At 31.4% G+C, this 23,689-nt stretch carries 19 protein-coding genes, 5 tRNA genes and 1 pseudogene; 24 read left to right on the top strand and 1 reads right to left on the bottom strand.

What is annotated here, in order from left to right; all coding sequences use genetic code 11:
• From CPJCM30710_RS16230 to CPJCM30710_RS16160, 15 genes and pseudogenes are all read left to right on the top strand, one after another.
• A pseudogene (locus tag CPJCM30710_RS16230) lies at nucleotides 1-138 on the top strand (PTS sorbitol transporter subunit IIB); the annotation flags it as partial.
• 28 nt (nucleotides 139-166) lie between these two features.
• Nucleotides 167-532 carry a PTS glucitol/sorbitol transporter subunit IIA gene (locus CPJCM30710_RS16225; RefSeq protein ID WP_212905204.1) on the top strand — a complete coding sequence of 122 codons (366 nt, stop codon included), beginning with the start codon at nucleotides 167-169 and terminating at the stop codon, nucleotides 530-532.
• Between the two features lie 82 nt (nucleotides 533-614).
• Nucleotides 615-1,391: a sorbitol-6-phosphate dehydrogenase gene (gene srlD / locus CPJCM30710_RS16220; protein ID WP_212905203.1), complete on the top strand. Its 777-nt coding sequence runs from the start codon at nucleotides 615-617 to the stop codon at nucleotides 1,389-1,391.
• A 312-nt stretch (nucleotides 1,392-1,703) separates the two neighbouring features.
• Nucleotides 1,704-3,053 carry a glucose-6-phosphate isomerase gene (locus CPJCM30710_RS16215; RefSeq protein WP_212905202.1) on the top strand — a complete coding sequence of 450 codons (1,350 nt, stop codon included), beginning with the start codon at nucleotides 1,704-1,706 and terminating at the stop codon, nucleotides 3,051-3,053.
• A gap of 218 nt (nucleotides 3,054-3,271) precedes the next feature.
• A complete protein-coding gene (locus CPJCM30710_RS16210) occupies nucleotides 3,272-3,718 on the top strand; it encodes a YaiI/YqxD family protein (protein WP_212905201.1) in 447 nt (148 codons plus the stop codon).
• A 142-nt stretch (nucleotides 3,719-3,860) separates the two neighbouring features.
• Nucleotides 3,861-5,867 (top strand): triple tyrosine motif-containing protein, encoded by a 2,007-nt coding sequence (locus CPJCM30710_RS16205; protein ID WP_212905200.1) that lies wholly within the window; start codon nucleotides 3,861-3,863, stop codon nucleotides 5,865-5,867.
• A gap of 233 nt (nucleotides 5,868-6,100) precedes the next feature.
• Nucleotides 6,101-6,817: a pseudouridine synthase gene (locus CPJCM30710_RS16200; protein ID WP_212905199.1), complete on the top strand. Its 717-nt coding sequence runs from the start codon at nucleotides 6,101-6,103 to the stop codon at nucleotides 6,815-6,817.
• 601 nt (nucleotides 6,818-7,418) lie between these two features.
• Nucleotides 7,419-9,746, top strand: coding sequence for a DNA helicase PcrA (pcrA, locus tag CPJCM30710_RS16195; RefSeq protein ID WP_212905198.1), 2,328 nt, complete (start codon nucleotides 7,419-7,421; stop codon nucleotides 9,744-9,746).
• Between the two features lie 190 nt (nucleotides 9,747-9,936).
• Nucleotides 9,937-11,934 (top strand): NAD-dependent DNA ligase LigA, encoded by a 1,998-nt coding sequence (gene ligA / locus CPJCM30710_RS16190; protein ID WP_212905197.1) that lies wholly within the window; start codon nucleotides 9,937-9,939, stop codon nucleotides 11,932-11,934.
• Nucleotides 11,935-11,936: 2 nt separating this feature from the next.
• Nucleotides 11,937-12,209: a hypothetical protein gene (locus tag CPJCM30710_RS16185; RefSeq protein ID WP_212905196.1), complete on the top strand. Its 273-nt coding sequence runs from the start codon at nucleotides 11,937-11,939 to the stop codon at nucleotides 12,207-12,209.
• Between the two features lie 66 nt (nucleotides 12,210-12,275).
• Nucleotides 12,276-12,566, top strand: coding sequence for an Asp-tRNA(Asn)/Glu-tRNA(Gln) amidotransferase subunit GatC (gatC, locus tag CPJCM30710_RS16180; RefSeq protein ID WP_212905195.1), 291 nt, complete (start codon nucleotides 12,276-12,278; stop codon nucleotides 12,564-12,566).
• Between the two features lie 16 nt (nucleotides 12,567-12,582).
• Complete coding sequence (gene gatA / locus CPJCM30710_RS16175; RefSeq protein ID WP_212905194.1) at nucleotides 12,583-14,040, top strand: Asp-tRNA(Asn)/Glu-tRNA(Gln) amidotransferase subunit GatA; 1,458 nt, start codon at nucleotides 12,583-12,585, stop codon at nucleotides 14,038-14,040.
• Between the two features lie 20 nt (nucleotides 14,041-14,060).
• A complete protein-coding gene (gene gatB, locus CPJCM30710_RS16170) occupies nucleotides 14,061-15,491 on the top strand; it encodes an Asp-tRNA(Asn)/Glu-tRNA(Gln) amidotransferase subunit GatB (RefSeq protein ID WP_212905193.1) in 1,431 nt (476 codons plus the stop codon).
• A 248-nt stretch (nucleotides 15,492-15,739) separates the two neighbouring features.
• A complete protein-coding gene (locus tag CPJCM30710_RS16165) occupies nucleotides 15,740-16,216 on the top strand; it encodes a hypothetical protein (RefSeq protein WP_212905192.1) in 477 nt (158 codons plus the stop codon).
• 66 nt (nucleotides 16,217-16,282) lie between these two features.
• A complete protein-coding gene (locus tag CPJCM30710_RS16160) occupies nucleotides 16,283-17,881 on the top strand; it encodes a peptide ABC transporter substrate-binding protein (RefSeq protein WP_212905191.1) in 1,599 nt (532 codons plus the stop codon).
• A gap of 90 nt (nucleotides 17,882-17,971) precedes the next feature.
• Here CPJCM30710_RS16160 and CPJCM30710_RS16155 read toward each other — a convergent pair whose 3' ends face one another.
• Nucleotides 17,972-19,411 (bottom strand): hypothetical protein, encoded by a 1,440-nt coding sequence (locus CPJCM30710_RS16155; protein ID WP_212905190.1) that lies wholly within the window; start codon nucleotides 19,409-19,411, stop codon nucleotides 17,972-17,974.
• 89 nt (nucleotides 19,412-19,500) lie between these two features.
• On the opposite strand from CPJCM30710_RS16155, the gene CPJCM30710_RS16150 reads away from it, so the two are divergent.
• The 9 genes from CPJCM30710_RS16150 (at nucleotide 19,501) to CPJCM30710_RS16110 (ending at nucleotide 23,665) form a co-directional block, all read left to right on the top strand.
• On the top strand, nucleotides 19,501-20,481 hold the full coding sequence (locus CPJCM30710_RS16150) for an AIR synthase family protein (protein ID WP_212905189.1): 981 nt from the start codon (nucleotides 19,501-19,503) through the stop codon (nucleotides 20,479-20,481).
• A 234-nt stretch (nucleotides 20,482-20,715) separates the two neighbouring features.
• Entirely contained in the window at nucleotides 20,716-21,462 is a 747-nt protein-coding gene (gene rph / locus CPJCM30710_RS16145; protein WP_212905188.1) for a ribonuclease PH, read from the top strand.
• A 1-nt stretch (nucleotide 21,463) separates the two neighbouring features.
• Complete coding sequence (locus CPJCM30710_RS16140) at nucleotides 21,464-22,090, top strand: XTP/dITP diphosphatase (protein WP_212905187.1); 627 nt, start codon at nucleotides 21,464-21,466, stop codon at nucleotides 22,088-22,090.
• Nucleotides 22,091-22,092: 2 nt separating this feature from the next.
• Complete coding sequence (locus CPJCM30710_RS16135) at nucleotides 22,093-22,566, top strand: metallophosphoesterase (protein ID WP_212905186.1); 474 nt, start codon at nucleotides 22,093-22,095, stop codon at nucleotides 22,564-22,566.
• Between the two features lie 645 nt (nucleotides 22,567-23,211).
• A tRNA-Pro gene (locus tag CPJCM30710_RS16130) sits at nucleotides 23,212-23,287 on the top strand.
• Nucleotides 23,288-23,290: 3 nt separating this feature from the next.
• Nucleotides 23,291-23,364: transfer RNA gene (locus CPJCM30710_RS16125), tRNA-Gly, on the top strand.
• A gap of 63 nt (nucleotides 23,365-23,427) precedes the next feature.
• Nucleotides 23,428-23,504 (top strand) — tRNA-Arg (locus tag CPJCM30710_RS16120).
• 3 nt (nucleotides 23,505-23,507) lie between these two features.
• A tRNA-Lys gene (locus tag CPJCM30710_RS16115) sits at nucleotides 23,508-23,583 on the top strand.
• A gap of 6 nt (nucleotides 23,584-23,589) precedes the next feature.
• Nucleotides 23,590-23,665, top strand: a tRNA-His gene (locus tag CPJCM30710_RS16110).
• Nucleotides 23,666-23,689 lie beyond the last annotated feature (24 nt).

Here is a 23,689-nt window from a genome sequence, read left to right as displayed (position 1 = left end):
CCTGTTGGACTTGGATTAGCAGAAGCAGAACCAGATACTGTTCAGGTAGGAGTACCTTCTGTGTTATATTCAAGATTTCTAACAGGAGCTCCAACAGTGATCATAGCTTGGTTAGCAAGCTTTGGATTATATAAATAATTTAAATTCTAAAAGAAAGGAGCTTATTATGAGCACAATATATAGAACTGTTATAACAGGTGTTGGTGATTTAGCTGAAGGTTTTTTGGAACACAATATGTTTATAACATTTAAAGACAATGCCCCACAAGAACTGGTAGATTACTGCTTTATTCATGATGAGAACAATCTTGTAGATTATATAGAGGTAAATGACATTCTACAGATAGATGGACAACAATACCTAATAACAGGGGTGGGTAGTTTAGTTAATGATAATCTAAGAGATTTAGGACACATAACTTATAAGTTTAGTGGAGAAACAGATGCAAGTATTGCAGGTACACTTTACCTAGAAAAAAAAGAAGTTGTGCCATTAAATGAAGGCTCAATAATTAAAGTAATTCGTAATTAAAGTATCCAATATTTAATATAACAAATCAAAATTATAATAAAGAAAATAAATATTAAGTAAGGTTTTAAAGGAGGATTATAATATGTCAAAGGTAGCTTTAGTTGTAGGTGGAGGAAGAAGCTTAGGAGAGTACCTTTCAAAACATTTAGCAGGAGAAGGATATGATGTAGCAGTTGTTGATATAAATTATGATAATGCGTCAAAGGTTTCTAAAGAAATTATTGAAACTACAAACAAGAAAAGTATTGCTATATCAGCAGATGCAACTAACGAACAACAAGTTAAAGATATGGTTAATAAAGTAGTAGAGGAACTTGGAAGAATAGATGTACTTGTTTACAATGCAGGTGTTGCAAAGAGCAGTAAAATAACTGAATTCCAGTTAGATACATTTAATTGGATAGTAAACGTAAACCTTACAGGATATTTCTTATGTGCAAGAGAAGTATCAAGAGTAATGATAGATCAAGGTATTGAAGGATCTATAATTCAGATAAATTCAAAGTCTGGAAAGGTTGGTAGTAAGCATAATACAGGATATTCTGCTGCAAAATTTGCAGGTGTAGGATTAACTCAAAGTCTTGCACTAGATTTAGCAGAACACAATATAAGAGTAAACTCAATGATGCTTGGTAATTTACTAGATTCTGATATGTTTGAAAGTCTTCTACCACAATATGCTGTAAAGTTAGGAATAAAAGAATCAGAAGTAAAGCAAGTTTATATTGATAAGGTTCCATTAAAGAGAGGTTGCGCTTTTAAGGATGTTGCAGATGTAATAACTTTCTATGCATCAGAAAATGCACACTATTTAACAGGTCAGTCAGTTAACATAACTGGTGGACAAGTGATGCACTAAGCATAAAAATAAGTTATTTTTATGTAAGAGATTATCGCAATTTAATAGTAAATAAGATGTTTTTAGACAAAAATGTTAAAGTTTTCATCACACATATTACTAAATATATTTCAATGTGGTATAATATTAAAAGAGATTTAAATTGAGGTACAAGTCAAAATACTAATACTTTTTATATCTCAATATATGAGTATACCACCTAATAAATAAATTTTGCAAGATAGTATTAATTTAAACTTTTTCTAAAGTTTTAAATTAAACAATTATCATAGATAAATTATTATTAATCTACAAAATAACGGAGGTATAAAAATGAAAAAGGGATTAACACTAGACCTATCAAAAGTTGCATCATTTTTAAATGAACATGAAGTAAACTATATGGAAGAAATGGTTGTTTCAGCACACGACAAACTTCATAACAAGACAGGAGCTGGATCAGACTTTTTAGGATGGGTAGATCTACCAGTAAATTATGACAAGAATGAATTTGAAAGAATTGAGAAGGCTGCAGAAAAGATAAGAAGCAACTCTGATGCACTTATAGTTATTGGAATAGGTGGTTCGTACTTAGGAGCAAGAGCTGCTATAGAAATGTTAACTCATAATTTTCACAATACATTAAGCAAAGATAAGAGAAAGTCACCAGCTATATTTTTCGTTGGACATAACATAAGTTCAACATATATTGCTGATCTTTTAGAAACTATAGAGGGAATGGATATAAGCGTAAACGTTATTTCTAAATCAGGTACAACAACTGAGCCAGCTATAGCTTTCAGAATCTTTAAGGATTACATGGAAAAGAAATATGGAAAAGAAGGAGCAAAGGAAAGAATATTTGCTACAACTGATGCTGCAAGAGGTGCATTAAAATCACTTGCAGATACAGAAGGATATGAAACTTTTGTAATTCCAGATGATGTTGGAGGAAGATTCTCTGTTCTTACTCCAGTTGGATTACTTCCAATAGCTGCTGCAGGAATAAATATAGAAGAAATGATGCAAGGTGCTGCTGATGCTAGAGAAGCTTATTCAGTTCCTTCATTAAAAGATAATGATTGTTACAAGTATGCAGCTGTTAGAAATGCACTTTACAATAAAGGAAAGACTATAGAATTATTAGTTAACTATGAACCATCACTACACTACTTCAATGAATGGTGGAAGCAATTATATGGAGAATCAGAAGGAAAAGACAATAAAGGAATATTCCCAGCAGCTGTTGATTTCTCAACTGATCTTCACTCAATGGGACAATATGTTCAAGATGGATTAAGAAATATATTTGAAACTGTAGTTAATGTTGAAAAGGCTAGAAGAGAAATTACTATAGAACACAGTGAAGAAAATGTAGATGGATTAAACTTCTTAACTGGAAAAACTGTGGACTTTGTAAATAATAAGGCATTCCAAGGAACAGTATTAGCTCATAATGATGGAGGAGTTCCAAACTTAATAGTAAATGTTCCAGAACTTACTGCTTACTACTTCGGACAAATGGCTTACTTCTTTGAAAAAGCTTGTGGTATTAGCGGATATTTATTAGGTGTTAACCCATTTGATCAACCAGGTGTTGAAGCTTACAAGAAGAATATGTTTGCTTTACTTGGAAAGCCAGGTTTTGAAGATATTAAGGCAGAGCTTGAAAAAAGACTTTAATTAATTAAGAATAAAAAATTAACAATTAAGATTAATATTTAGAAGGAATTCGACAGTAGTCGAATTCCCTCTTTTATTTGCTGTCATTTCACGATGTGAAATCTGACTCAATCTGAGTATGCTCGATGCCTGCTCAGATTTATTTTATTGTTATTTATCGTATATAATATATAATATAAAATACTGCTAAAGTATATATAGAAAGTAGAGATGAGAAGATGAAAATAATCGTTGACGGTGATGGATGCCCTGGAAAAGCTTATATAGAAAAAGCAGCTAAGAATAATAATGTTGAAGTGGTTATTTACTGTGACTATTCACACTTTATCCAATCGGATTACAGTAAAGTAATATGTGTGGAGGGTGGATTTCAAAGTGTTGATATGTATATAATAAATAATGCTTTAAAAGGAGATATTATTGTTACTCAGGATTATGGAGTTGCAGCTATGGTATTAGGAAAGGGCTGCTATGCTATTAATCCTAGGGGATTTATTTATGATGATAAAAATATAGACAGATTACTTTTTGAAAGGCACATCTCTCAGAAAATAAGGAGAGCTGGTGGAAAGACAGGTAGTCATAAAAAGAGAAGCGAAGAAGATGACAAAAGACTATATCATAATTTAATAGAACTTATTAAAAAAGATAAAAAAGAAGCTTAGATAAAAGTAAGCTTCTTTTTTATTAATAACCTATAATTTTACAGAATTATTTATCAATATGTTTTACATTTAATGGTAGCAATAGTATAATAAATTTAGTAATCGAATGCGGAAAACAATAAACAAGAGGGGCTGATAATGCATGGATGAAATATTATTAACCTTTGACAAAAAAAGTCCTCAAGAGAGAAATGATAAGATAAAAATAACAGTAATTAATAATACAGAAGAAGGACTTTTATATAAGTTTTTAGTTGGTTTAGATGGAGTATGGAAGGTGTTAAAGGATTTTGGCCTAAAAAATTACTGCACTTGGACCCCTAAAATAGACGGAAAATATTTAATAATGGTACAAGCTAAAGTTAAGGATTCACAAAAACCTTTTGATTATAAGACTATGCAAGACTTTTTTGTAGGTACTGTAGAACAAAGCTTAATTAATGAAGTTTATATAGATAAAAAAGATTTAAATCTAGGAGAAAAGATAACTGTTCAAGTAGAAACTACACGAATTCCTGCAATGTATAGGTATTGGATTAGTAGTAAGGATGGATGGCAATTAATAAAAGATTATACTATTGAAAATAAACTAATCTTTACTGCTAGAGAAGAGGGTAAGCATGAAATACTAGTTGAATGTAAGGTACCGGAATCCAATAATAATTTTGATGATTTTAAGACTGTGGATTTTACGGTAAAAGGAGTTGAAAAACTTGAAATAATTGATTTCAAATGTCTTACAAAGGACCTATTAATTGGAGAGGAACTTATATTTCAGGTTGAAGCAAAATTTGATGACTCAAGGACAATATTATATAAGTTTGTGAAATTTGGTCCAGATGGAAAGGCGTGCTGTCTTCAAGATTATTCTTCAAAGACAATGGTAAACTTTATAGAAAAGGAAAAAGGAACGTTTAAACTTTTATGTTTAGCAAGAGATATGTATTCTGCTAAAGAGTATGATGATAGAGCATTAATGGTTTATGAAGTTCAACCATATTATCCTGTAAATATCAAAACATTTACTACAGATCTTAGTTCTCCTCAAATGGAAGGAAGTACCGTATTAATTAAGAGTGTGGTTGAAGGTGGCAAAAACCTTCTTTATAGGTTTAGAATAGACGGAAATTATGGAGAAGATTCCGGATATATAAGGTCAAATAGTTATATTTGGGAATGTAAACATGCAGACCAATACAAGATAACAGTATGGGTTAAAGATGATTCTTTTGAAGGTGAATATGAAGATAAAAGAAGTATAGAGTATGTTATCGAGAAAAAAAATCAAAAGCCAGTTAAAATAACTGATATAGTTGCAGATAAAGATAGAAACTATATTATAAATGATCCTATAAATATAAAAGTGATAGCAGAAGGTGGAACAGATCTAAAGTATAGCTTTGTTGTTTATAAAGATAAAAAAGAAAAGGAAAAGGTCCCATATGGTAATTCAAATTGGGTTAACTTTACACCAGAAATCAAAGGTGAATATGAGTTGGAGATTAAGGTTAAGGATAAGTATTCTGATAAGGAGTATGATAGTCATCAATTTCTCTACTTCGACGTTAAGGAATATGTAGAGGGTGTGATTGATTATGTCCTTGTCCAATCTAAAGAATATTATCTTGTAGATGATGAGGTAGAGCTTGAAGTTATTACTCAAAACACGCAAAATATTTTTATTAAATATGTAATTCAGATAGATGGACATACGGTAGAGGAAACAGATTTTATTCCTAATAAGAGATTTATCTTTAAGCCAAAAAGAGCAGGAAAATATGTGGTGGAAATGTATGCAAAAAACATTAAATGTAAAGAAGGTTTCGATAGTAAGAAGGACGTAAAGGTTTATATACATGAAGCACCACCAGTTACAGGAACAAAAATCATATGTAATAAGACAAACTGTAAGATTAATGATGAAATAACTTTTACTGTAGAAAGTTATGGTGGTAGAGAAGTGTGTTATGAGTTTTATATTATGGAAAAAGGTAACTGGAGAGTTGTCCAGAGCTACAGTAGAAAAAATTATTATTCATTTATTCCTTTTACTGAAGGAAAGATAAGACTTCTAGCTTTGGCAAAGAGTTATTATAAAAAAGTAGCATATGAAGATTACGACATAGTTGAAGTTGTTGTAGAAGAATAATTATATAGAAAATATTATTGTATAGAGGAATGCGGTGAAGCTAAAATTTTTTATTTGCTGACATTCTACAAAATGAAATCTGACTAAAGCTGAGTAGGCTCGATGCCTGCTTAGCTTTATTAATTTTTGAGGAATTTCATAAACATCATAAATAATGTTTATTTTATTTCGTATAAACAAAAAATACTGTATAATAGGTTTTGATTTTTTATAAATGTGAAGGAGTGTTATTATTGGAAAGATTAGATAAAGTTCTTTCAAATCTTGGCTATGGTTCAAGAAAAGAAATAAAAGCTATGGTTAAGAAGGGTATAGTTCAAGTTGATGGAAAGATTGTTAAGGATAATGGAATGCAGCTTGAGCCAGAAAAAGTTAAGATATTAGTAAATGGTGAAGAAGTTGTATATAGAAAAAATATATATCTTATGATGAATAAACCAGCTGGTGTAGTTTCTGCAACTGTTGATAATTATGATGAAACAGTGATAGATCTTTTATATCCAGAACATCAAGTATTTGATCCCTTTCCAGTAGGAAGGTTAGATAAGGATACTGTAGGGCTATTACTAATAACTAACGATGGAGAGCTAAATCATAAGCTTATTTCTCCAAAATGGCATGTAGATAAGGTTTATTATGCAGAAATTGATAAATCAGTGGATGAAAAAGATGTAAAGGCCTTTGAAGCAGGTGTATTATTAGATGATGGTTATAAATGTATGAGTGCAAAGTTAGAGATACTCGAAGCTACAGAAGATGGATCAAAAGTTTATGTAACAGTTCAAGAAGGAAAATACCATCAGGTTAAAAGAATGTTTGAAGCTCAAGGGAAGAAGGTAGTTTATTTAAGAAGAATTAGGTTTGGAAAACTTGATTTAGATGAAAGCTTACAAGAAGGTGAATATAGAGAACTTACTGAAGAAGAATTAGGCATGTTAATACAAGGTTAGAACTGATTTTTAAATATGAAACTTTTCTATTCATAGTAATATATTGTTTACAATATTTTGTTCAAAATCCCTTGCGTTTTTTATACTAATTTAATATAATGGTTCTGCAAGGATAAATAGAAGGAATAAATAGCCCCCTTTTTATTTATTGCTTATTGCTGAAACGCAACCTAGCCCCAAGGGTTGCGTTTTTTATTCGTTTTAAAGCTTAATCAGCAGCAGTTGGAGAAAAACTTGCTGCTGATTATTTTTTTGCTTCAATAGTCTGAATTTAAGTTAAATTCAGATGAAGTGTTCGTATATAGAAATAAAATATTTAAATTATATAAACTTTTGATTATATAATTTAAAAAAAGTGTATAATAGAGATTGTATCTTTATTTAATGTATCCAAATTTTGTTCGTTTATTCCAGGATATTAATGGTAAATCTATTTATAGAATACTTAAAAAATTAGACGGCTTTTTATGATTTGTAAAATATATTAAAGTATTGATATAAGTAACTTGAAAATTAATTTATTATGATATAATATCAATAGTTAATTAAGATAATGAAGAGGAATCGAGGTTCCTCTTTTAATATTTTAAGGAGTGATCTAATGGACTTAAAAAAGTTATTAAATAAAGAGCAGTATGAAGCTGCAACTACTGTAGATGGTCAGGTACTTATATTAGCAGGTGCAGGATCAGGTAAGACCAGAGTGTTAACCTATAGGATTGCATATATGCTAGGTGAGATGGGAATTCAACCGTATAATATTTTAGCAATAACTTTTACTAATAAAGCATCTCAAGAAATGAGAGAAAGAGTGAAAGCTCTTATTGGAGACAAGGCAGATAGCATGTGGATATCAACTTTCCACTCCTCTTGCGTAAAGATTTTAAGAAGAGAGATTGATAAGTTAGGATATAAGAAGGATTTTACAATCTATGACACTTATGATCAGAAGGCACTTGTAAAAGAATGCATGAAAGAACTTAATATAAATGACAAAGAAATAACAGAGCAAGAGATTATGTCAAAGATAGGAAAAGCTAAAGATAACATGATAGCTTCAGCTCAATACAAAAGAGAATATGAAAATGATTTTAAGGGCAATAAGATTGCTGATGCTTATGTACTTTATCAGAAAAAGCTTAAGGATAATAATGCACTAGATTTTGATGACTTAATATTTAAGACAGTGGAACTTTTTAAGAAAAATTCTGAGGTTTTAGAGTTCTACCAAAATAAGTTTAAATACATAATGATAGATGAGTACCAAGATACAAATAGATGTCAGTATGAATTTGTTAAACTCCTAGCATCTAAATATAAGAACATATGTGTGGTGGGGGATGATGACCAATGTATCTATGCATGGAGGGGTGCAGATATAAGAAATATCCTTGATTTTGAGAAGGATTATCCAGGTGCTAAGGTTGTAAAGCTTGAACAAAACTACAGATCAAAGGCGAATATTCTTGATGCTGCAAATAAGGTTATAGTACTTAATAGCAATAGAAAAAGCAAAGCATTAAGAACAGAAGCTGAGAGTGGAGATAAAATAAAAATTTATAGAGCGTATTCTGACACAGATGAAGGACAGTTTGTGGTTTCAGAGATTAAGAGACTTATGGAAACAGAGGGAAAAAGCTTTAAAGATTTTGCTATTTTATATAGAACAAATGCTCAGTCTCGTATATTTGAAGATTGTTTTATAAAAAGAGATATTCCTTATAGAATCATAGGAGGACTTAAATTTTATGATAGAAAAGAAATTAAGGACATATTGGCTTACTTGAAAGTAATTAACAATCCTACTGATTCTATAAGTTTAAGAAGAATAGTTAATGTTCCTAAAAGAAATATTGGAGATACTACTGTAAATAAGGTTATAGAATTTGCTAATGAGTATGAGGATTCTTTATATAATTCCTTATTAGATGTAGAAAATATATCTACTCTTACAGCAAGAAATATTACATCTATTAAGAAGTTTACTGATCTTATGGAAGACTTTATGATGATGAGTGAACAGCTCTCTGTTTCTATGTTAATTGAATATATACTAGATAAGACCGGATATATGAAAGAACTTAAGGATTCAAAGGAACCTGAAGACTTAAGCAGAGTGGAAAACCTAAAGGAACTCGTTTCAGCAGCTGTAGAATTTGAAAAAGGTGGGGAAGAAGATAAGTCTCTTTCAGCTTTCCTTGAAAAAGTAGCATTAGTACAGGATGTAGATAATATGGATCAGGAAGCAAATTCAGTGGTGCTTATGACAATACACTCAGCAAAGGGATTGGAGTTCCCTGTGGTATTTATGGTAGGAATGGAGAACGGAATATTCCCAGGTCAAGCGTCCTTTGATTCAGAAGATGAAATGGAAGAATCAAGAAGACTTTGTTATGTTGGAATAACAAGAGCTAAAGAGGTTTTATATATGACCTCTGCTGAAGTAAGAAGAGTATTTGGAAGAACAATGGCATATCCTCAATCAGATTTTATAGCAGAGATTCCTGCAACGCTTAAGGAATATGTAAAAGGAGGAGGATCCGGCCTTTCTACAAGAAATTCGTTAATGGGTTCATCAAGTTCATCAAGCAATGGAGCAGGTAAAGGAAATGCGTACGCTGCATCCCAGAGAAGAAATCCTCATAGCTTAAGAAACAGCTATGCTCCAACATATCCTTCAAAAAGCACTAATACAGAAAGTCAAATGGAAGTAACGAAAAAATTAAAGGAAATCCTTGAAGGAAGTTCAAGCAAGATACTTACATCTTCAGAAGCAACTATGGGTAGAAAGGTAAAACATCCTAAGTTTGGGGTTGGAACTATCATAAAATCTATTAATGAAGGCAGTGATGTAAAATTAACTATTGCTTTTGATAGTAATGGAATTAAGACATTGCTTTTAAGCTTTGCTCCTTTAGAACTTCTATAACTTAGGATATACAACTTTATAACTGAATTTAAACTAAGTTGTATATCTTTAATAGGCGTGCAGCATAAACCTGCATGCCTTATTAGATTGAATGCAAATTAAAATGAATAAAGTATTATTTAATGGAACATTTTATGGCATAATACATAATATAGGTAAAATAATTTCCTCTTTTTTCATTGGAGGTGTAGTGATGGATAAGAAAAGAAGAATAGAAATTTTAGTTGAAGAGCTTAATAGATATGCATATGAATATTATTCATTGGGAAGTCATTCCATATCAGATAAGGAATATGATTCAAAGTATGATGAACTAGTTATTTTAGAAAGAGAAACAGGATATGTACTTCCTTATTCACCAAGTCAAAGAATAGGAGATGTTATACTTCCTGAATTTTCAAAGTATACCCATAGGGCTAAGCTTTGGAGTTTAGATAAAGCTCAAAGTCTTGAGGAACTTAAAGAATGGCATCATAAAAATTTAAGATTTATAGAAGATCATAACAGAGTTTCTGAAAATAGGCTTCCTCCTGTTAAGTATATAATTACAAAGAAGTTTGATGGACTAACTCTAAACTGTACATATGATGAGAATGGAATATTGATAAAGGCTGCCACGAGAGGTACTGGAGAAGTAGGTGAAGATGTTACTGCTCAAACTAAGACCATAAAGAGCCTTCCTTTAAAAATAGATGCTAATGATGTTTTCGAAATTCATGGAGAGGCAATAATGACTAAAGAGGCTTTTGAGGAATACAATAAAACTGCTGAAGTGCCTCTTAAAAATCTTAGAAATGGAGCCGCTGGAGCTTTAAGAAATCTCAATGTAAGAGAAACAGCAAAGAGAAAGTTATCGGCCTTTTTTTATGATATAGGTTATAAGGAAGGATATCAATTTGAAAACTATGAAGAAATGTTATCATTTATAAAAGAAAAAGGATTTCCAATGGATGATTATGTTAAGGTATGTCATGATGTTGAGGAAATAGAAAAGGAAATAGAGTATATTAAGAGTACCAGATTTGATTTAAATTATGATATTGATGGTGTAGTAGTTGCTATAAATGATATGAGAACTAGAGAACTTATGGGATATACAGTGAAATTTCCTAAATGGTCAATAGCTTTTAAGTTTGAAGCTCAAGAAGCTACTACAAAGCTGATTCAGGTAGAATGGAACGTAGGAAGAAGTGGAAGAGTCAGTCCAACAGCTATACTTGAGCCTGTAGAGTTAGCAGGAGTTACTGTAAAAAGAGCTACATTAAATAACTTGGATGATATTAAGAGAAAAGGTGTAAGAGTTGGAGCAGAGGTTTTTGTAAGAAGATCAAATGATGTTATTCCTGAGATAATGGGGGTAGTTGAGAATTCTTTAGAAGAAAGTGAGGAAATAATTCCACCAGCTACATGTCCTGCTTGTGGAAGCCATATCATTTTAGATGGTGCCCATTATTTCTGTGAAAATACGTTGTCCTGTAAACCTCAGATGGTTAAAGCTATAGTACACTATGCAGCTAGGGAAGCTATGAATATTGAAGGTTTTTCAGAAAGAACTGCAGAACAACTTTTTGAAAAGCTTGATATAAAGTCTATATCAGACCTTTATAAGCTTAATAAGGAAGAACTTATAAAATTAGATAAATTTGGAGATAAAAAGGCACAAAACCTGTTAGATGCTGTAGAGAAAAGTAAAAATTGTGAACTACATTCCTTTATATATGCCTTAGGCATACCTAATGTAGGCGTAAAGACAGCAAAGGATTTAGTTAAAAGATTTAAAACCCTTGAAAATCTTCAGAAGGCTACATATGAAGAACTTATTGAGGTTCCTGATGTTGGTGGAATTGTCGCAACAAGTATTATAGAATTCTTTAAAGAAGAAAAGATTAATACTACAATTAAAGAACTTTTAGATTTAGGAGTTTTCCCGAGATATGAAGAAGTTGCTGTTAAGGAAAATTTATTTGAAGGAAAGACGGTTGTTGTTACAGGAACACTGAAGAAATATAGCAGAAGTGAAATCAAAGAAAAACTTGAGACCCTAGGAGCAAAGGTTTCAGGCAGTGTAAGTAAAAAGACTCATTATGTAATAGTAGGGGAAGAGGCAGGATCAAAGTATAATAAAGCTTTAGAGCTAGGAGTACCTGTTCTATCAGAAGAAGAATTTGAAGATTTGATAGGGGGATAAGAATGAAAAAACTAATTAATATTTTGAGTTTGTTATCAGGATTAGTAACATGTATTGCTGTTATTTTAACTTTATTAACAACGTATCATTTTATATATGGTAATAAAATTTTTAACTCTTATAATCCTATACAAATTGGATTAGCAGTAACCATGATTTTATGGGGAATAAAATTCTTTTTCTATGAAAATGGAGAAAGAAGGGTGGCGTATTCAATAATATGTATGATTATTGCCATTGGTTCATTATTTTTTTTAACCATGTATGTAAAATAATGAGTTTTGTGGTAAAATGTATTCTAGTTTATTTTTATAATAAGAATTGAAAGCGAGGGTTCATATATGTCAGTTACCAAGAAAGACGTAGAATACGTAGCTGAACTTGCTAGATTAAGTTTTAGTGAGAGTGAAAAAGAAAGATTTATAGGTGACTTAAATCAGGTTCTTAATTATGTGGATAAGTTAAGTGAGTTAGACACTGAAGATGTGGATATAATCGTAAATCCATACTATATTGAAAATAAATTTAGAGAAGATGAAGTTCAAAAGTCAATGCCTCTTGAGGATGTTCTTGCTAACGCTCCTCAAAAGCTTGAAGATTATGTTTTAGTGCCTAATGTTATAGAGCAGTAAGATTGGAGGGTGAATTATGGAATTAACTAAGCTTAAAGCACATGAGCTTAAGAGTCTTATAGAAAAAAAAGAAGCTTCAGTTGAAGAAGTAACTGAAGCGCATTTAAATAGAATTGAAGCTGTTGATGAGAAGCTTGGAGCATTTCTTTACGTAGCTAAGGAAGAAGCACTTTCAAAAGCTAAGGAACTTGACGGAAAGGTAGCTAAGGGAGAATCTCTTGGTCTTCTAGGAGGAGTGCCAGTAGGGATAAAGGACAACATAAGTGTTAAAGGTATGCAAAATACCTGTGCTTCAAAAATTCTTCAAGGGTACATATCTCCTTATGATGCTACAGTAGCAGAGAATGTTAAAAATGCGGATGGTGTTATATTAGGTAAGCTTAATATGGATGAATTTGCAATGGGTTCATCAACAGAGAATAGTGCATATAAATTAGGGAGAAACCCATGGGATTTAGAAAGAGTTCCAGGAGGTTCATCTGGTGGATCTGCAATAGCTGTTGCAGCAATGGAAGCACCGCTAACTCTAGGTACTGAAACTGGTGGTTCTGTTAGACAGCCAGCTTCTTTCTGTGGGGTTGTAGGTCTTAAACCAACTTATGGAAGAGTTTCAAGAAGTGGAGTTGTCGCTTTTGGTTCAACTCTTGACCAAGTTGGAACCTTTGGAAAAGATGTTAAGGACTGTGCACTAATAACTCAAGCTATAGCTGGTGTTGACCATAGAGATTTTACTACTGTAGATACTCCAGTACAAGATTACTTTAATGGTTTAACAACTGATGTTAGAGGAAAGAAAATAGGTATACCCAAAGAGTTTTTTGGAGACGGATTAGATACAAATGTAAAGAAAGCCGTAGAGGAAGCACTAAAGGTATTTAAAGAGAATGGAGCAGAAATAAAGGAAGTTTCTCTTCCATTGACAGATTATTCTCTTGCAACTTACTATATAGTTGCTTGTGCAGAAGCATCATCAAACCTTGCTAGATTTGATGGAATAAGATATGGATACAGATCAGAAAACTATGCTGATGCTGTAGATGTTTATATTAAGTCAAGAAGTGAAGGCTTTGGAACAGAAGTTAAGAGAAGAATAATGCTTGGTACATATGCACTATCAGCTGGATATTATGATGCATATTATAAGAAGGCATTAAAGGTTAGAAACCTTATAAAGGGAGATTTTGATAGAGTATTTAAGGAAGTTGATGCTATAATATCACCAACATCCCCAACCCCAGCCTTCAAGATTGGTGAAAAGACAGATAACGTATTAGAAATGTATCTTTCAGACATATATACCGTGCCAGTTAACATTGCTGGAATACCTGCTATTTCAGTTCCTTGCGGAATGGCTAATGGTCTTCCTGTTGGATTACAATTAATGGGTAACTATTTCAGAGAAGACTTACTATTTAACTTAGCTTATAGCTTTGAGCAATCAACAGATTGGCACAAAAAGCTTCCACAACTATAAGAGGTAAGGAGTGAAAATACATGGAATTTGAAGCAGTGATAGGTTTAGAGGTTCATGCAGAACTTTTAACAAATACTAAGATATATTGTGGATGTACAACTGAATTCGGAGGACAGCCAAACACTCATGTTTGTCCAATTTGTATGGGACTTCCAGGGTCTCTTCCGCAACTAAATAAAAAAGTTGTTGAACTTGCAATAAAGGCTGGATTAGCATTAGATTGCGAAATAACAAAGATAGGAAGAATGGATAGAAAAAATTACTTCTACCCAGACTGTCCAAAGAACTACCAAATAACTCAGGACGAACTTCCACTTTGTAGAAATGGATATATTGATATAGAACTTGAAAATGGAGAAGAAAAGAGAATAGGAGTTGAAAGAATTCACATAGAAGAGGATGCTGGTAAACTTCTACATACAAAGTCTGGTTCCTTAGTCGACTACAACAGAGCGGGAGTACCTCTTGCAGAGATAGTTTCAGCACCAGATCTTAGAACTCCAGAAGAAGCAACTGCTTATCTTACAAAGCTTAGAAGTATATTAAGCTCTGCTGGTATTTCTGACTGTAAGATGGAAGAAGGTTCTTTAAGATGTGATGCTAATATCTCAGTAAGACCTAAGGGAACAGAAAAATTTGGTATAAGAACTGAGATTAAGAATATGAACTCCTTTAAAGCTCTTGAAAAGGCTTTAAGATATGAGTATGATAGACAAGTGAAAGCTGTTGAAAATGGAGAACAACTTTTTGTTGAAACAAGAAGATGGGATGAACAAAATGAAGTAACTGTACTTATGAGAAGTAAGGAACAAGCAAATGACTATAGATACTTCCCTGAAGGAGATTTAGTAACATTAAATATTTCTGATCAGTGGATAGAGGATATAGAAAAGACCATTCCTGAACTTCCTCATGAAAAGGCTGAGAGATTCATAAAAGAATATGGAATACCAAAGTATGATGCCCATGTTTTAACTTTAACTATGTCAATGTCAGACTTCTATGATGAAGCTGCAAAGCTTTCAGGTGATCCAAAGGCTGCGTCAAACTGGTTAATGGGTGATATCTCAAGACTTATGAATGATAAGGGAACCTGGATAGAGGCTCTTAAGTTTACCCCACAAGATTTAGCAGATTTAATAGCTTTAATAAAAGACGGTACTATTTCTTCAGCTATAGGTAAACAAGTCGTGGAGATTATGTTTGAAAGTGGAAATAATCCTAAGGTTATAGTTGAAGAAAAAGGATTAAAGCAAAATAATGATGAAGGTGCTATAAGAGCTGCTGTAAACAAGGTTTTAGATGAGAACCCACAAGTTATACAACAGTTTAAAGAAGGTAAGACGAAGATTTTAGGTTTTGCAGTAGGTCAAGTTATGAAAGTAACAAAAGGTCAGGCAAACCCTCAAATAGTTAATACACTTGTTGCAGAAGAAGTTGCTAAGAGATAATTAAAGATATACTATTTTAGTCTTTAATAGATTTTATAAAATAGTTTTAGCATTAATATTTTGTGTAAAATTGTAAATTGAGTTATAAAATTGTATATCTATATATAATAAAGAGAAAAAGCAGATGGTAAGTTTTAGCCATCTGCTTTTTCATTTGGCGCTATTTTACAAAATGAAATTTGTTTAAAACATAGCTTATCAATCAATCACATATAATGTAGTGAAATTAAGTATTTATGGAGGCTGTATTGTATCTGTTAGATGTTCTATATTACAAATTTCACAAATGCATGATAGACAAAGCAATTTTAAAGTTAAAAAAAATACAAATAGACATGGTTTTTGAGATACTTACAAAACAGTGTTGGAAATATGGAATACAATATGAAATAATAATCAAAGATAAGTTGGAATTAGAAATCAAACTTATAGGAAAAAGAGAAGTAGTATTTTTAAAATTTCATAAGACATTAGTAGTATTTAAAGAAGATTATAATAAATTTTCGAATCTTGCAGAAACTTTAGGGGCAGATAAAGCTTTCTATATTACTACAGGAGTTTTTCAAGCAGAAGTATATAAATTAAATCAGTGGAAATTGTTTGAACCACGAGTTGTTTTAGAGGATAACTTTCATTTTATAAAAAAACAGTTATGGATGAAAAGGATGTATAATGAAAATCTAAAGTATAAGAAACTACAATTTTATAGATATCTGCCAATCTGAAATGATTATTTTTAGAATAACATGGGGATAATTTAAGTAACTTACCATACAAAGGAGAAGTTGGGTATGAAGAAGAAATTTTACCTAATTGTTTTTTTATGCATATCTCTTTCTATTGCAGGATGTTTTGATGTATCTTCTGAAAAATCTCTAAATAAAAAAGATTATATAGTATATTCTATAGATAAGTTTCCTGCTAGCTTAAATGTCTCTACAACTTTTTCACCAAGAGATAAGGATTTGATATATTCATTATTTGATGGACTTGTAGAATTAAATGAAAATGGTGAAGTAATACCTGCTTTAGCTGAAAGTTGGAAGGTTAGCAATGATGGATTAGAGTATGTTTTTAAATTAAGAGATGATATTTTTTGGAGCAGTGGAAATAAAATTACTGTTGATGATTTTATAAGATTTTTTGAGGATATAACCAATCCAAAAAACAATGAGGATTATGTTAAAGAGCTTTATTCAATTTATGGTATACAATCTTATCATGACGGTAAGAATGATTTTAATAAAAATGTTGCTATAACTAAAGTAGATAAAAATACTTTAAAAATTAGGATGAATAGAAAAGATGATGAATTTCTTCATAAGTTAAGCAAGGCTGTATTTAGGTTAAGAAACTTCAATAATATTTTAGATAGCTATGAAAAAGATTTTGGCAGTATAGAGTATTCGGGTGCTTACAAAATAGTAAGAGTTGATACAAATAAGGAAATAGAGTTAAAACTTAATGAAAAATATTATAATAAAAAAGTAGAAACTCCACAGAGAATTATATTAAGAATATTTACAGGTTCGGAATTAGCCCTTGCTGCTTTTGAAGCTGATCAAAGTGTAGATATAATAGTTGGAGTACCATTAAGCGAAGTAAATAGATTAAGTGAGAAAAATAAAGTAGAGCTAATACCTTCAAATAGCACTAAACTAATCCAAATGAATTATAATAATAAAACTGTTTCAAACTCGGATTTTAGAAAAGCGATAGAAATAGGTTTAATGTGGGAAATTATTGATTCTCCATTAGTAAAAAATAATTCAGTAGAGGTTGCGATGGGAGAAATGATAAGAAAAGATAATTCCTCAAATTCATCATTTACCAGTGAAAGAACCTATGAGGTTAAGAAGAAAGAAACAATACAAGAAGTTAGCAGATTGTTAAATAAAGCAGGCTATAAAAATGAACCATTATTATTAGTTGGGAAAAATAATGAAGAAAATAGGATTATTTGTGGGTTAATTGTTAAAAAGTTGACCGAAAACAACAACATAAACATCAGATATAAATTATATTCATCAGCAGAATATGATTCTGTAATAAAAAACAAGCAGTATGATATGCTTTTAAGAGATTTTATGATTTCTAAGAATACTCTTAGTGATTTTGTAAGTCAGTGGTATAAAGATAACTTTGATCTTAATTCTACAGATACGGAATTTGAAGAGTTAATTAATAAAATTAATAATTCTAAGGAAAGTAAAGAAAGAGAAGAGTTTACAAACAAAGCACTTAATTTAATAAAAGATAATAATTATTTATTTCCTTTATATTTTGATAACATAGTGTGCTGTAAATCAGATAAGATAAAATACCTTACATTTGATGCGGATGGTGTTTTAGTTCTAAAGAATTTGGAACTGTTAGATTTAGATAATTAATTGAATTTATTATAAGTTTATAGCTACTTATTTTAAAGTTAAAGAGCATGCAGTATTAATGCATGCTCTTTCCATTCAATATAACTTCTATTAGTTATTATCAACAATTTCATCCTCAGTTTCGTTAATTCTTTCGCAGAAAAGGCAATTCATTATATTTTCTTTTAAAAGGAATATTATTAAATAAAAACTTAGAAAGTTTTTTGAACTATCAAAGGTGGTTTTCGATGATGAAAAGATATCTTTTTTCCTAGAGTAAGTAACACTTTTTATAAAAGTAGGTGCTGTACCAGTTCCTTCAGGTGTTGGAGCATTAGGCATTCTAAACATAGACTCTTCAATTAAATCTTCAGATTTTAATGTAAGGTTTTTATATCTTTCCTCGTTATCTAATGAAGGTGCCTCAGGCCAACAGAGTACTATTCCGGGGTTAATATAAAATTGTTTATAAAGAGTTGAAAGCATAATTTTTACATCACGTGATGAATCAACAATTTCTTCATAAAAAAGCATATTTAAGAGATAATTATTTATTTCTAGGAGTTCATATTTAACTTCCTTTTTCTCCATAGGTTTTATGAATATGCCAATTTCTTCATTATAAAGGTTTTTATGTTTTTCACTAATTTCTATAAAATTGTCTTTAAATGTTTGGATTCCATTGTGTTTATATGATAGAAGTAGATTAATTGCTAATAGACATGAATAGTCAATTCCTCCTATCAAGTAATTTTTTTGTTCATACTTATCAATTAAAAAATCAGAAATATCAGTAATATATAGTTTTGCATCATTATTTAAGGAATAACTATAAAAGCAGTTAAAGGCTAGACATATTTTACAACATTCTTCAAAAGAGAGATTATAAATCTCATCCTTACAATTTAAGAACATATTTAATATATCCATTGAAAATGTTTTAAACATCTCTCGTTCAGGATCTTCTGGGCACAAACTCCAGTAAAGATAGTATGCTACCATCATAAATGCCTGATCAGAAAACTTAAACTTTTTATCCTTATCAACAAAATTAAAATCTGCATTGCCTTCAAAAGTATTTTTTTTATCTACAAAGAATCCTTCTGTATTTCTTAAATGAGATGAGTAAAATTCAAGCTGAAGTTTGGCAAGACTTTTGTATATGTTAGAAAGAGCGTATATGTTCCCGTTTATTTCTTTAAATTTATCATAATATGATGTCAATTCTAAAATACATAATGTCATAAAGGCATTACTTGAAGGCGTTACTTCCTTTTTTATTCCATCTTCATCCCAACCATGATGATGTTTTGAAGAAGTAAATTTAGGGTGACCCTTTCTATAAATACATAAAAGTGGAGAAAAATCCTTTAATATGTTAATATCATTGTTAGAAAGACATTTTTTAGAATTTTTCATGGAGGCTATCAAACCACATCTAGATTTTAATACTATATGTTTTACTGCCTCTCTCGATAGAAAGAAAAGTTGACTTTCAATTTCTTTTGGCGTTAAGCTGTTTATTCTGAAAAAAGAACCAATGTATCTCAATACATTCACCTCATAAAAATAATCCTTATATTAATAATATGAGATGAATAGAAAAAAATTACATGAGTCATTAATAAAGGAGAATATTTATGAAATCAGGAAAGTTAAATTGGGATGATTTAAAAGCTGTCATAAATAATAATAAAACTATAAAGCGTGAAGATGTAAGAGTTAGAAATGGTATTGGGGAGGATTGTGCGGTTATAAACTTTGGGGATTATGAATGTGTTATTTCTACTGACCCAATAACCGGTGCTTCTAAGAATCTAGGTAGACTTGCTGTACATATTAACTGTAATGATGTAGCTTCATGTGGAGTAGAACCTCTTGGGATACTTGTAACTATATTAGCACCAGAGGGGACTACTCTTGAAGAAATAAATAATGTAATGAAGCAAATTGATGAAGAAACTTCAAAAATTAATGTTGAAATTTTAGGAGGACATACTGAGGTAACAAGAGCTGTAAATCAAATGGTTTTATCCTGCACTGTCCTTGGAAAAGCCATTGTAGGAAAGGCTGTTTCAACTAAAGGGGCGCAGATTGGTGATGATTTAGTTGTAACAAAGTACTTAGCTATAGAAGGTACGAATATATTAGTTAATGATTATAGAGGGCTATTTGAGAGTGTATTAACAAAAGAAGAAATTAGTGAAGCTGAAAATTTAATTAGTGAAATAAGTGTTATAAAAGAAGGAAATATAGCAGGTAAATTCGGAGTTAATTCAATGCATGACATCACTGAAGGTGGCGTTCTAGGTGCATTGTGGGAAATGGTTAAAGCTTCAGGGCTAGGCTTTGAAGTTTATGAAGAAAATATGCCTGTGAAAGAGGTAACCCAAAAAGTTTGCTCACAGTTAAAGATTGATCCATTGAAGCTCATATCTTCAGGAAGCATGCTTATATCTACTAAAGATGGTGAGGCTCTGGTTAAACTGTTAATGGAAAAAGGTATTAATGCGAAAATTATTGGAAATATTACAAAAGAAAAAGGAATATTAGTTAGAAAAGGGAAAAAAGAGATTGTACCTCCACCAGAGAGGGATGAACTATTTAATATTAATTTATGATTCTAGATACATAACTTCATAACTAAATTTACAATTTATGATATACAAGTTCATATTGAATTAAGAAGTTTAGAAAAAGTATTGAATGTCGAGACTGTTTTCATGAACTGTTTAAGGATTGAAGTTATGTATCTTTAGATAATAAATGTTAATAGAACAGATAAGAGTATAACTTTTTAAAGTGAAGTGTATGGCAAACTAGATTAGTCATATTTTTTTATGGAGGCTGGAATAATGAGAATAGGTGGAAGAAAAAATGACCAAATAAGACCTGTAAAACTTACAAGAAATTATACGAAATATGCGGAAGGGTCTGTATTAATAGAGGTTGGAGATACAAAGATTATATGTAATGCATCAATTGAAGATAAGGTTCCCCCTTTTTTAAAAGGATCAGGTGAAGGATGGATTACGGCTGAATATAATATGTTACCAAGATCTACTCACACTAGAAAACCAAGAGACATATCAAAACTAAAAATAGATGGGAGAACAATGGAGATACAAAGATTAATAGGAAGAGCCTTGAGATCTGTGGTAGACTTAAAAGCTTTAGGTGAGAAAACTATATGGATTGATTGTGATGTAATGCAAGCTGATGGAGGAACAAGAACGGCGTCTATTTCTGGAGCTTTTGTTGCCTTAGTTGATGCAATAAATAGGTTACATAAGGAACAATCTTTTAAGGTATTTCCTATTAGAAGTTTTGTTGGTGCTATAAGTGTAGGTATTGTAAATAACGAGAAGATTCTTGATCTTTGTTATGAGGAAGATTCTAAAGCGAAAGTAGATATGAATGTAATAATGACTGATAAAGGTGAGTTTATTGAACTTCAGGGCACTGGAGAGGAAAGTCCATTTAGTAGAAGAGAGTTAGATGAACTTTTAACTTTAGGTGAAAAAGGAGTAAAACAAGTAATTCAAGCACAAAAGGATGTTTTAAAGATAGATTGTCTTTGGATAGGAACAGGAGGGGAGTAGATTGAGAAAACTTATAGTTGCAAGTAATAATGAACATAAGATACAGGAGATAAAACAAATTTTATTAGACTTCCCTTTGGAAATTACTTCATTAAAGGAAGCTGGGATATTCATAGATGTAGATGAAGACAGAGAAACCTTTATGGAAAATTCATATAAAAAGGCTAGTGAGATATCAAATTACCTTAAAAATAAGGGTCAGCAAAACTTTATGGTTATGGCAGATGATTCTGGACTTGAGGTTGAATATTTAAATGGGGAACCAGGAGTTTACTCTGCAAGGTATGCTGGAGAACATGGTAACTCAAAGAAAAATAATGAAAAGCTCTTAAGAAATCTTCAGGGAATAGCATTTAAAGATAGAAAGGCTAGTTTTGTATGCTCTGTTGTGCTTATAACTTCTACAGGAGAAGAAATTAAGGTTGAAGGAAAAGTAAATGGATACATAACTGAAGTTCTTAGTGGATCTGAAGGTTTTGGTTACGATCCTCTTTTCTTTGTACCTGAGTTTGATAAAACTTTTGCAGAGATGAGTGCAGAAGAAAAGAACTCTATTAGTCATAGGGGTAAGGCTTTAGATATGTTAAAGAAGGAGCTTAATAAGATATTTGATACAGTGGAGGAATAAAAATGCTAGTAGCTGTGGTAAGTGATACTCATGGTATAAAGGAATATATGAATAAAGTAAAAAAGCTTATTAAAAGAGCTGATATATTAATTCATCTAGGTGATAATATTGTAGATTTAGAATATTTAACAGAGAATTTCCATGGACAGATTCATGGTGTAAAAGGAAACTGTGATTTTTCAGGTATTTATTTGAGAGAGAAGATTATTGAGATTTTAGGTAAAAAGCTCTTTATAACTCATGGTGATAAATATGGAGTTAAGTATGACTTGACTTCACTGTATTTTAGAGCACAAGAGTTAGGAGTAGATGCAGCTCTTTTCGGACATACTCATCAATCTGTTGTAGTTGAACAGAACAATGTATGGATTATAAATCCGGGAAGTCCATCTCTTCCTAGGATGACCAGCAGGAGTATTGCTTTTATAGAAATAGAAGAAGGAAAGCCATTGTATCCATATTTAGTCGAAATATAAATATAGGGATTATAATGCCAGCATCAATATATTAAATGAAGGATTGAGAATATTAAGCGTATAATAAAAAATTATATAGAACTCTAGGAACTAGAGGGATGGCTTAGTAAATTTCTTTCCAATAGGAGAGATTACCTAAGAATCACGCTACTTTAATGGTGTGAGGTTCAATAACAATAATGTAAAGATAAATAACTTTAATCCTTAAGCAATTCATGAAAAATAAAAGTTAATAGGCATCGAGCCTGATCAGTTTTATTAAATATATAAGTATTCTAGTCTAAAAACTATTAAGAAAAGTATAGGAAGGCAGCTTGTTGTTAAGTAATTATCTAACTTAATTCAAGCTGCATTTTATTAACATAGACTAAATTTAAACAGGATTACATAGTTTGTTATGTAAATTAATAACTGATATTCCTATATATAGGATGGAATTTTGTATTTATCTGAAAATTTAAACTTATTTTAATTTTAAAACATTAAAAGGTTTTTTATAAAAAATCCTCTACAAGCTAGTAATAATCAGCCTTCAGAGCTTTTTTGTTTGTATTAATTTTTTTTTTTAAAAGTATTGACGTATAAAGTAACATCGTGTAGAATAATCTTTGTCGCCGCGAGATGCTGGCGATAAGGCAAACAAATCGGGGTGTGGCGCAGATGGGAGCGCGCGTGGTTTGGGACCATGAGGTCGCAGGTTCAATCCCTGTCACCCCGACCACTTGCGGGTGTAGCTCAATGGTAGAGCTCTAGCCTTCCAAGCTAGCTACGAGGGTTCGATTCCCTTCACCCGCTCCACTAAAAAAAAGTTCTTGACAAAAGAATTTAGATTTAGTAAAATAAACACTGTCGCTTGAATATGTGTCTTTAGCTCAGCTGGATAGAGCAACGGCCTTCTAAGCCGTAGGCCAGGGGTTCGAATCCCTTAAGACACACCATATGCATCATTAGCTCAGTCGGTAGAGCACCTGACTCTTAATCAGGGTGTCCCGGGTTCGAATCCCTGATGATGCACCAAACATGGTGGACGTAGTTCAGTTGGTAGAGCACCAGATTGTGGCTCTGGTTGTCGTGGGTTCAAATCCCATCGTTCACCCCATATTGGGATGTCGCCAAGCGGTAA

Source organism: Clostridium polyendosporum (genome assembly GCF_018332455.1).
GTDB classification, from domain to species: Bacteria; Bacillota; Clostridia; order Clostridiales; family Clostridiaceae; genus Clostridium_AY; species Clostridium_AY polyendosporum.
The sequence above is the reverse complement of the archived record's forward strand: the minus strand, read 5'-3'. Positions and strand labels throughout refer to the sequence as shown.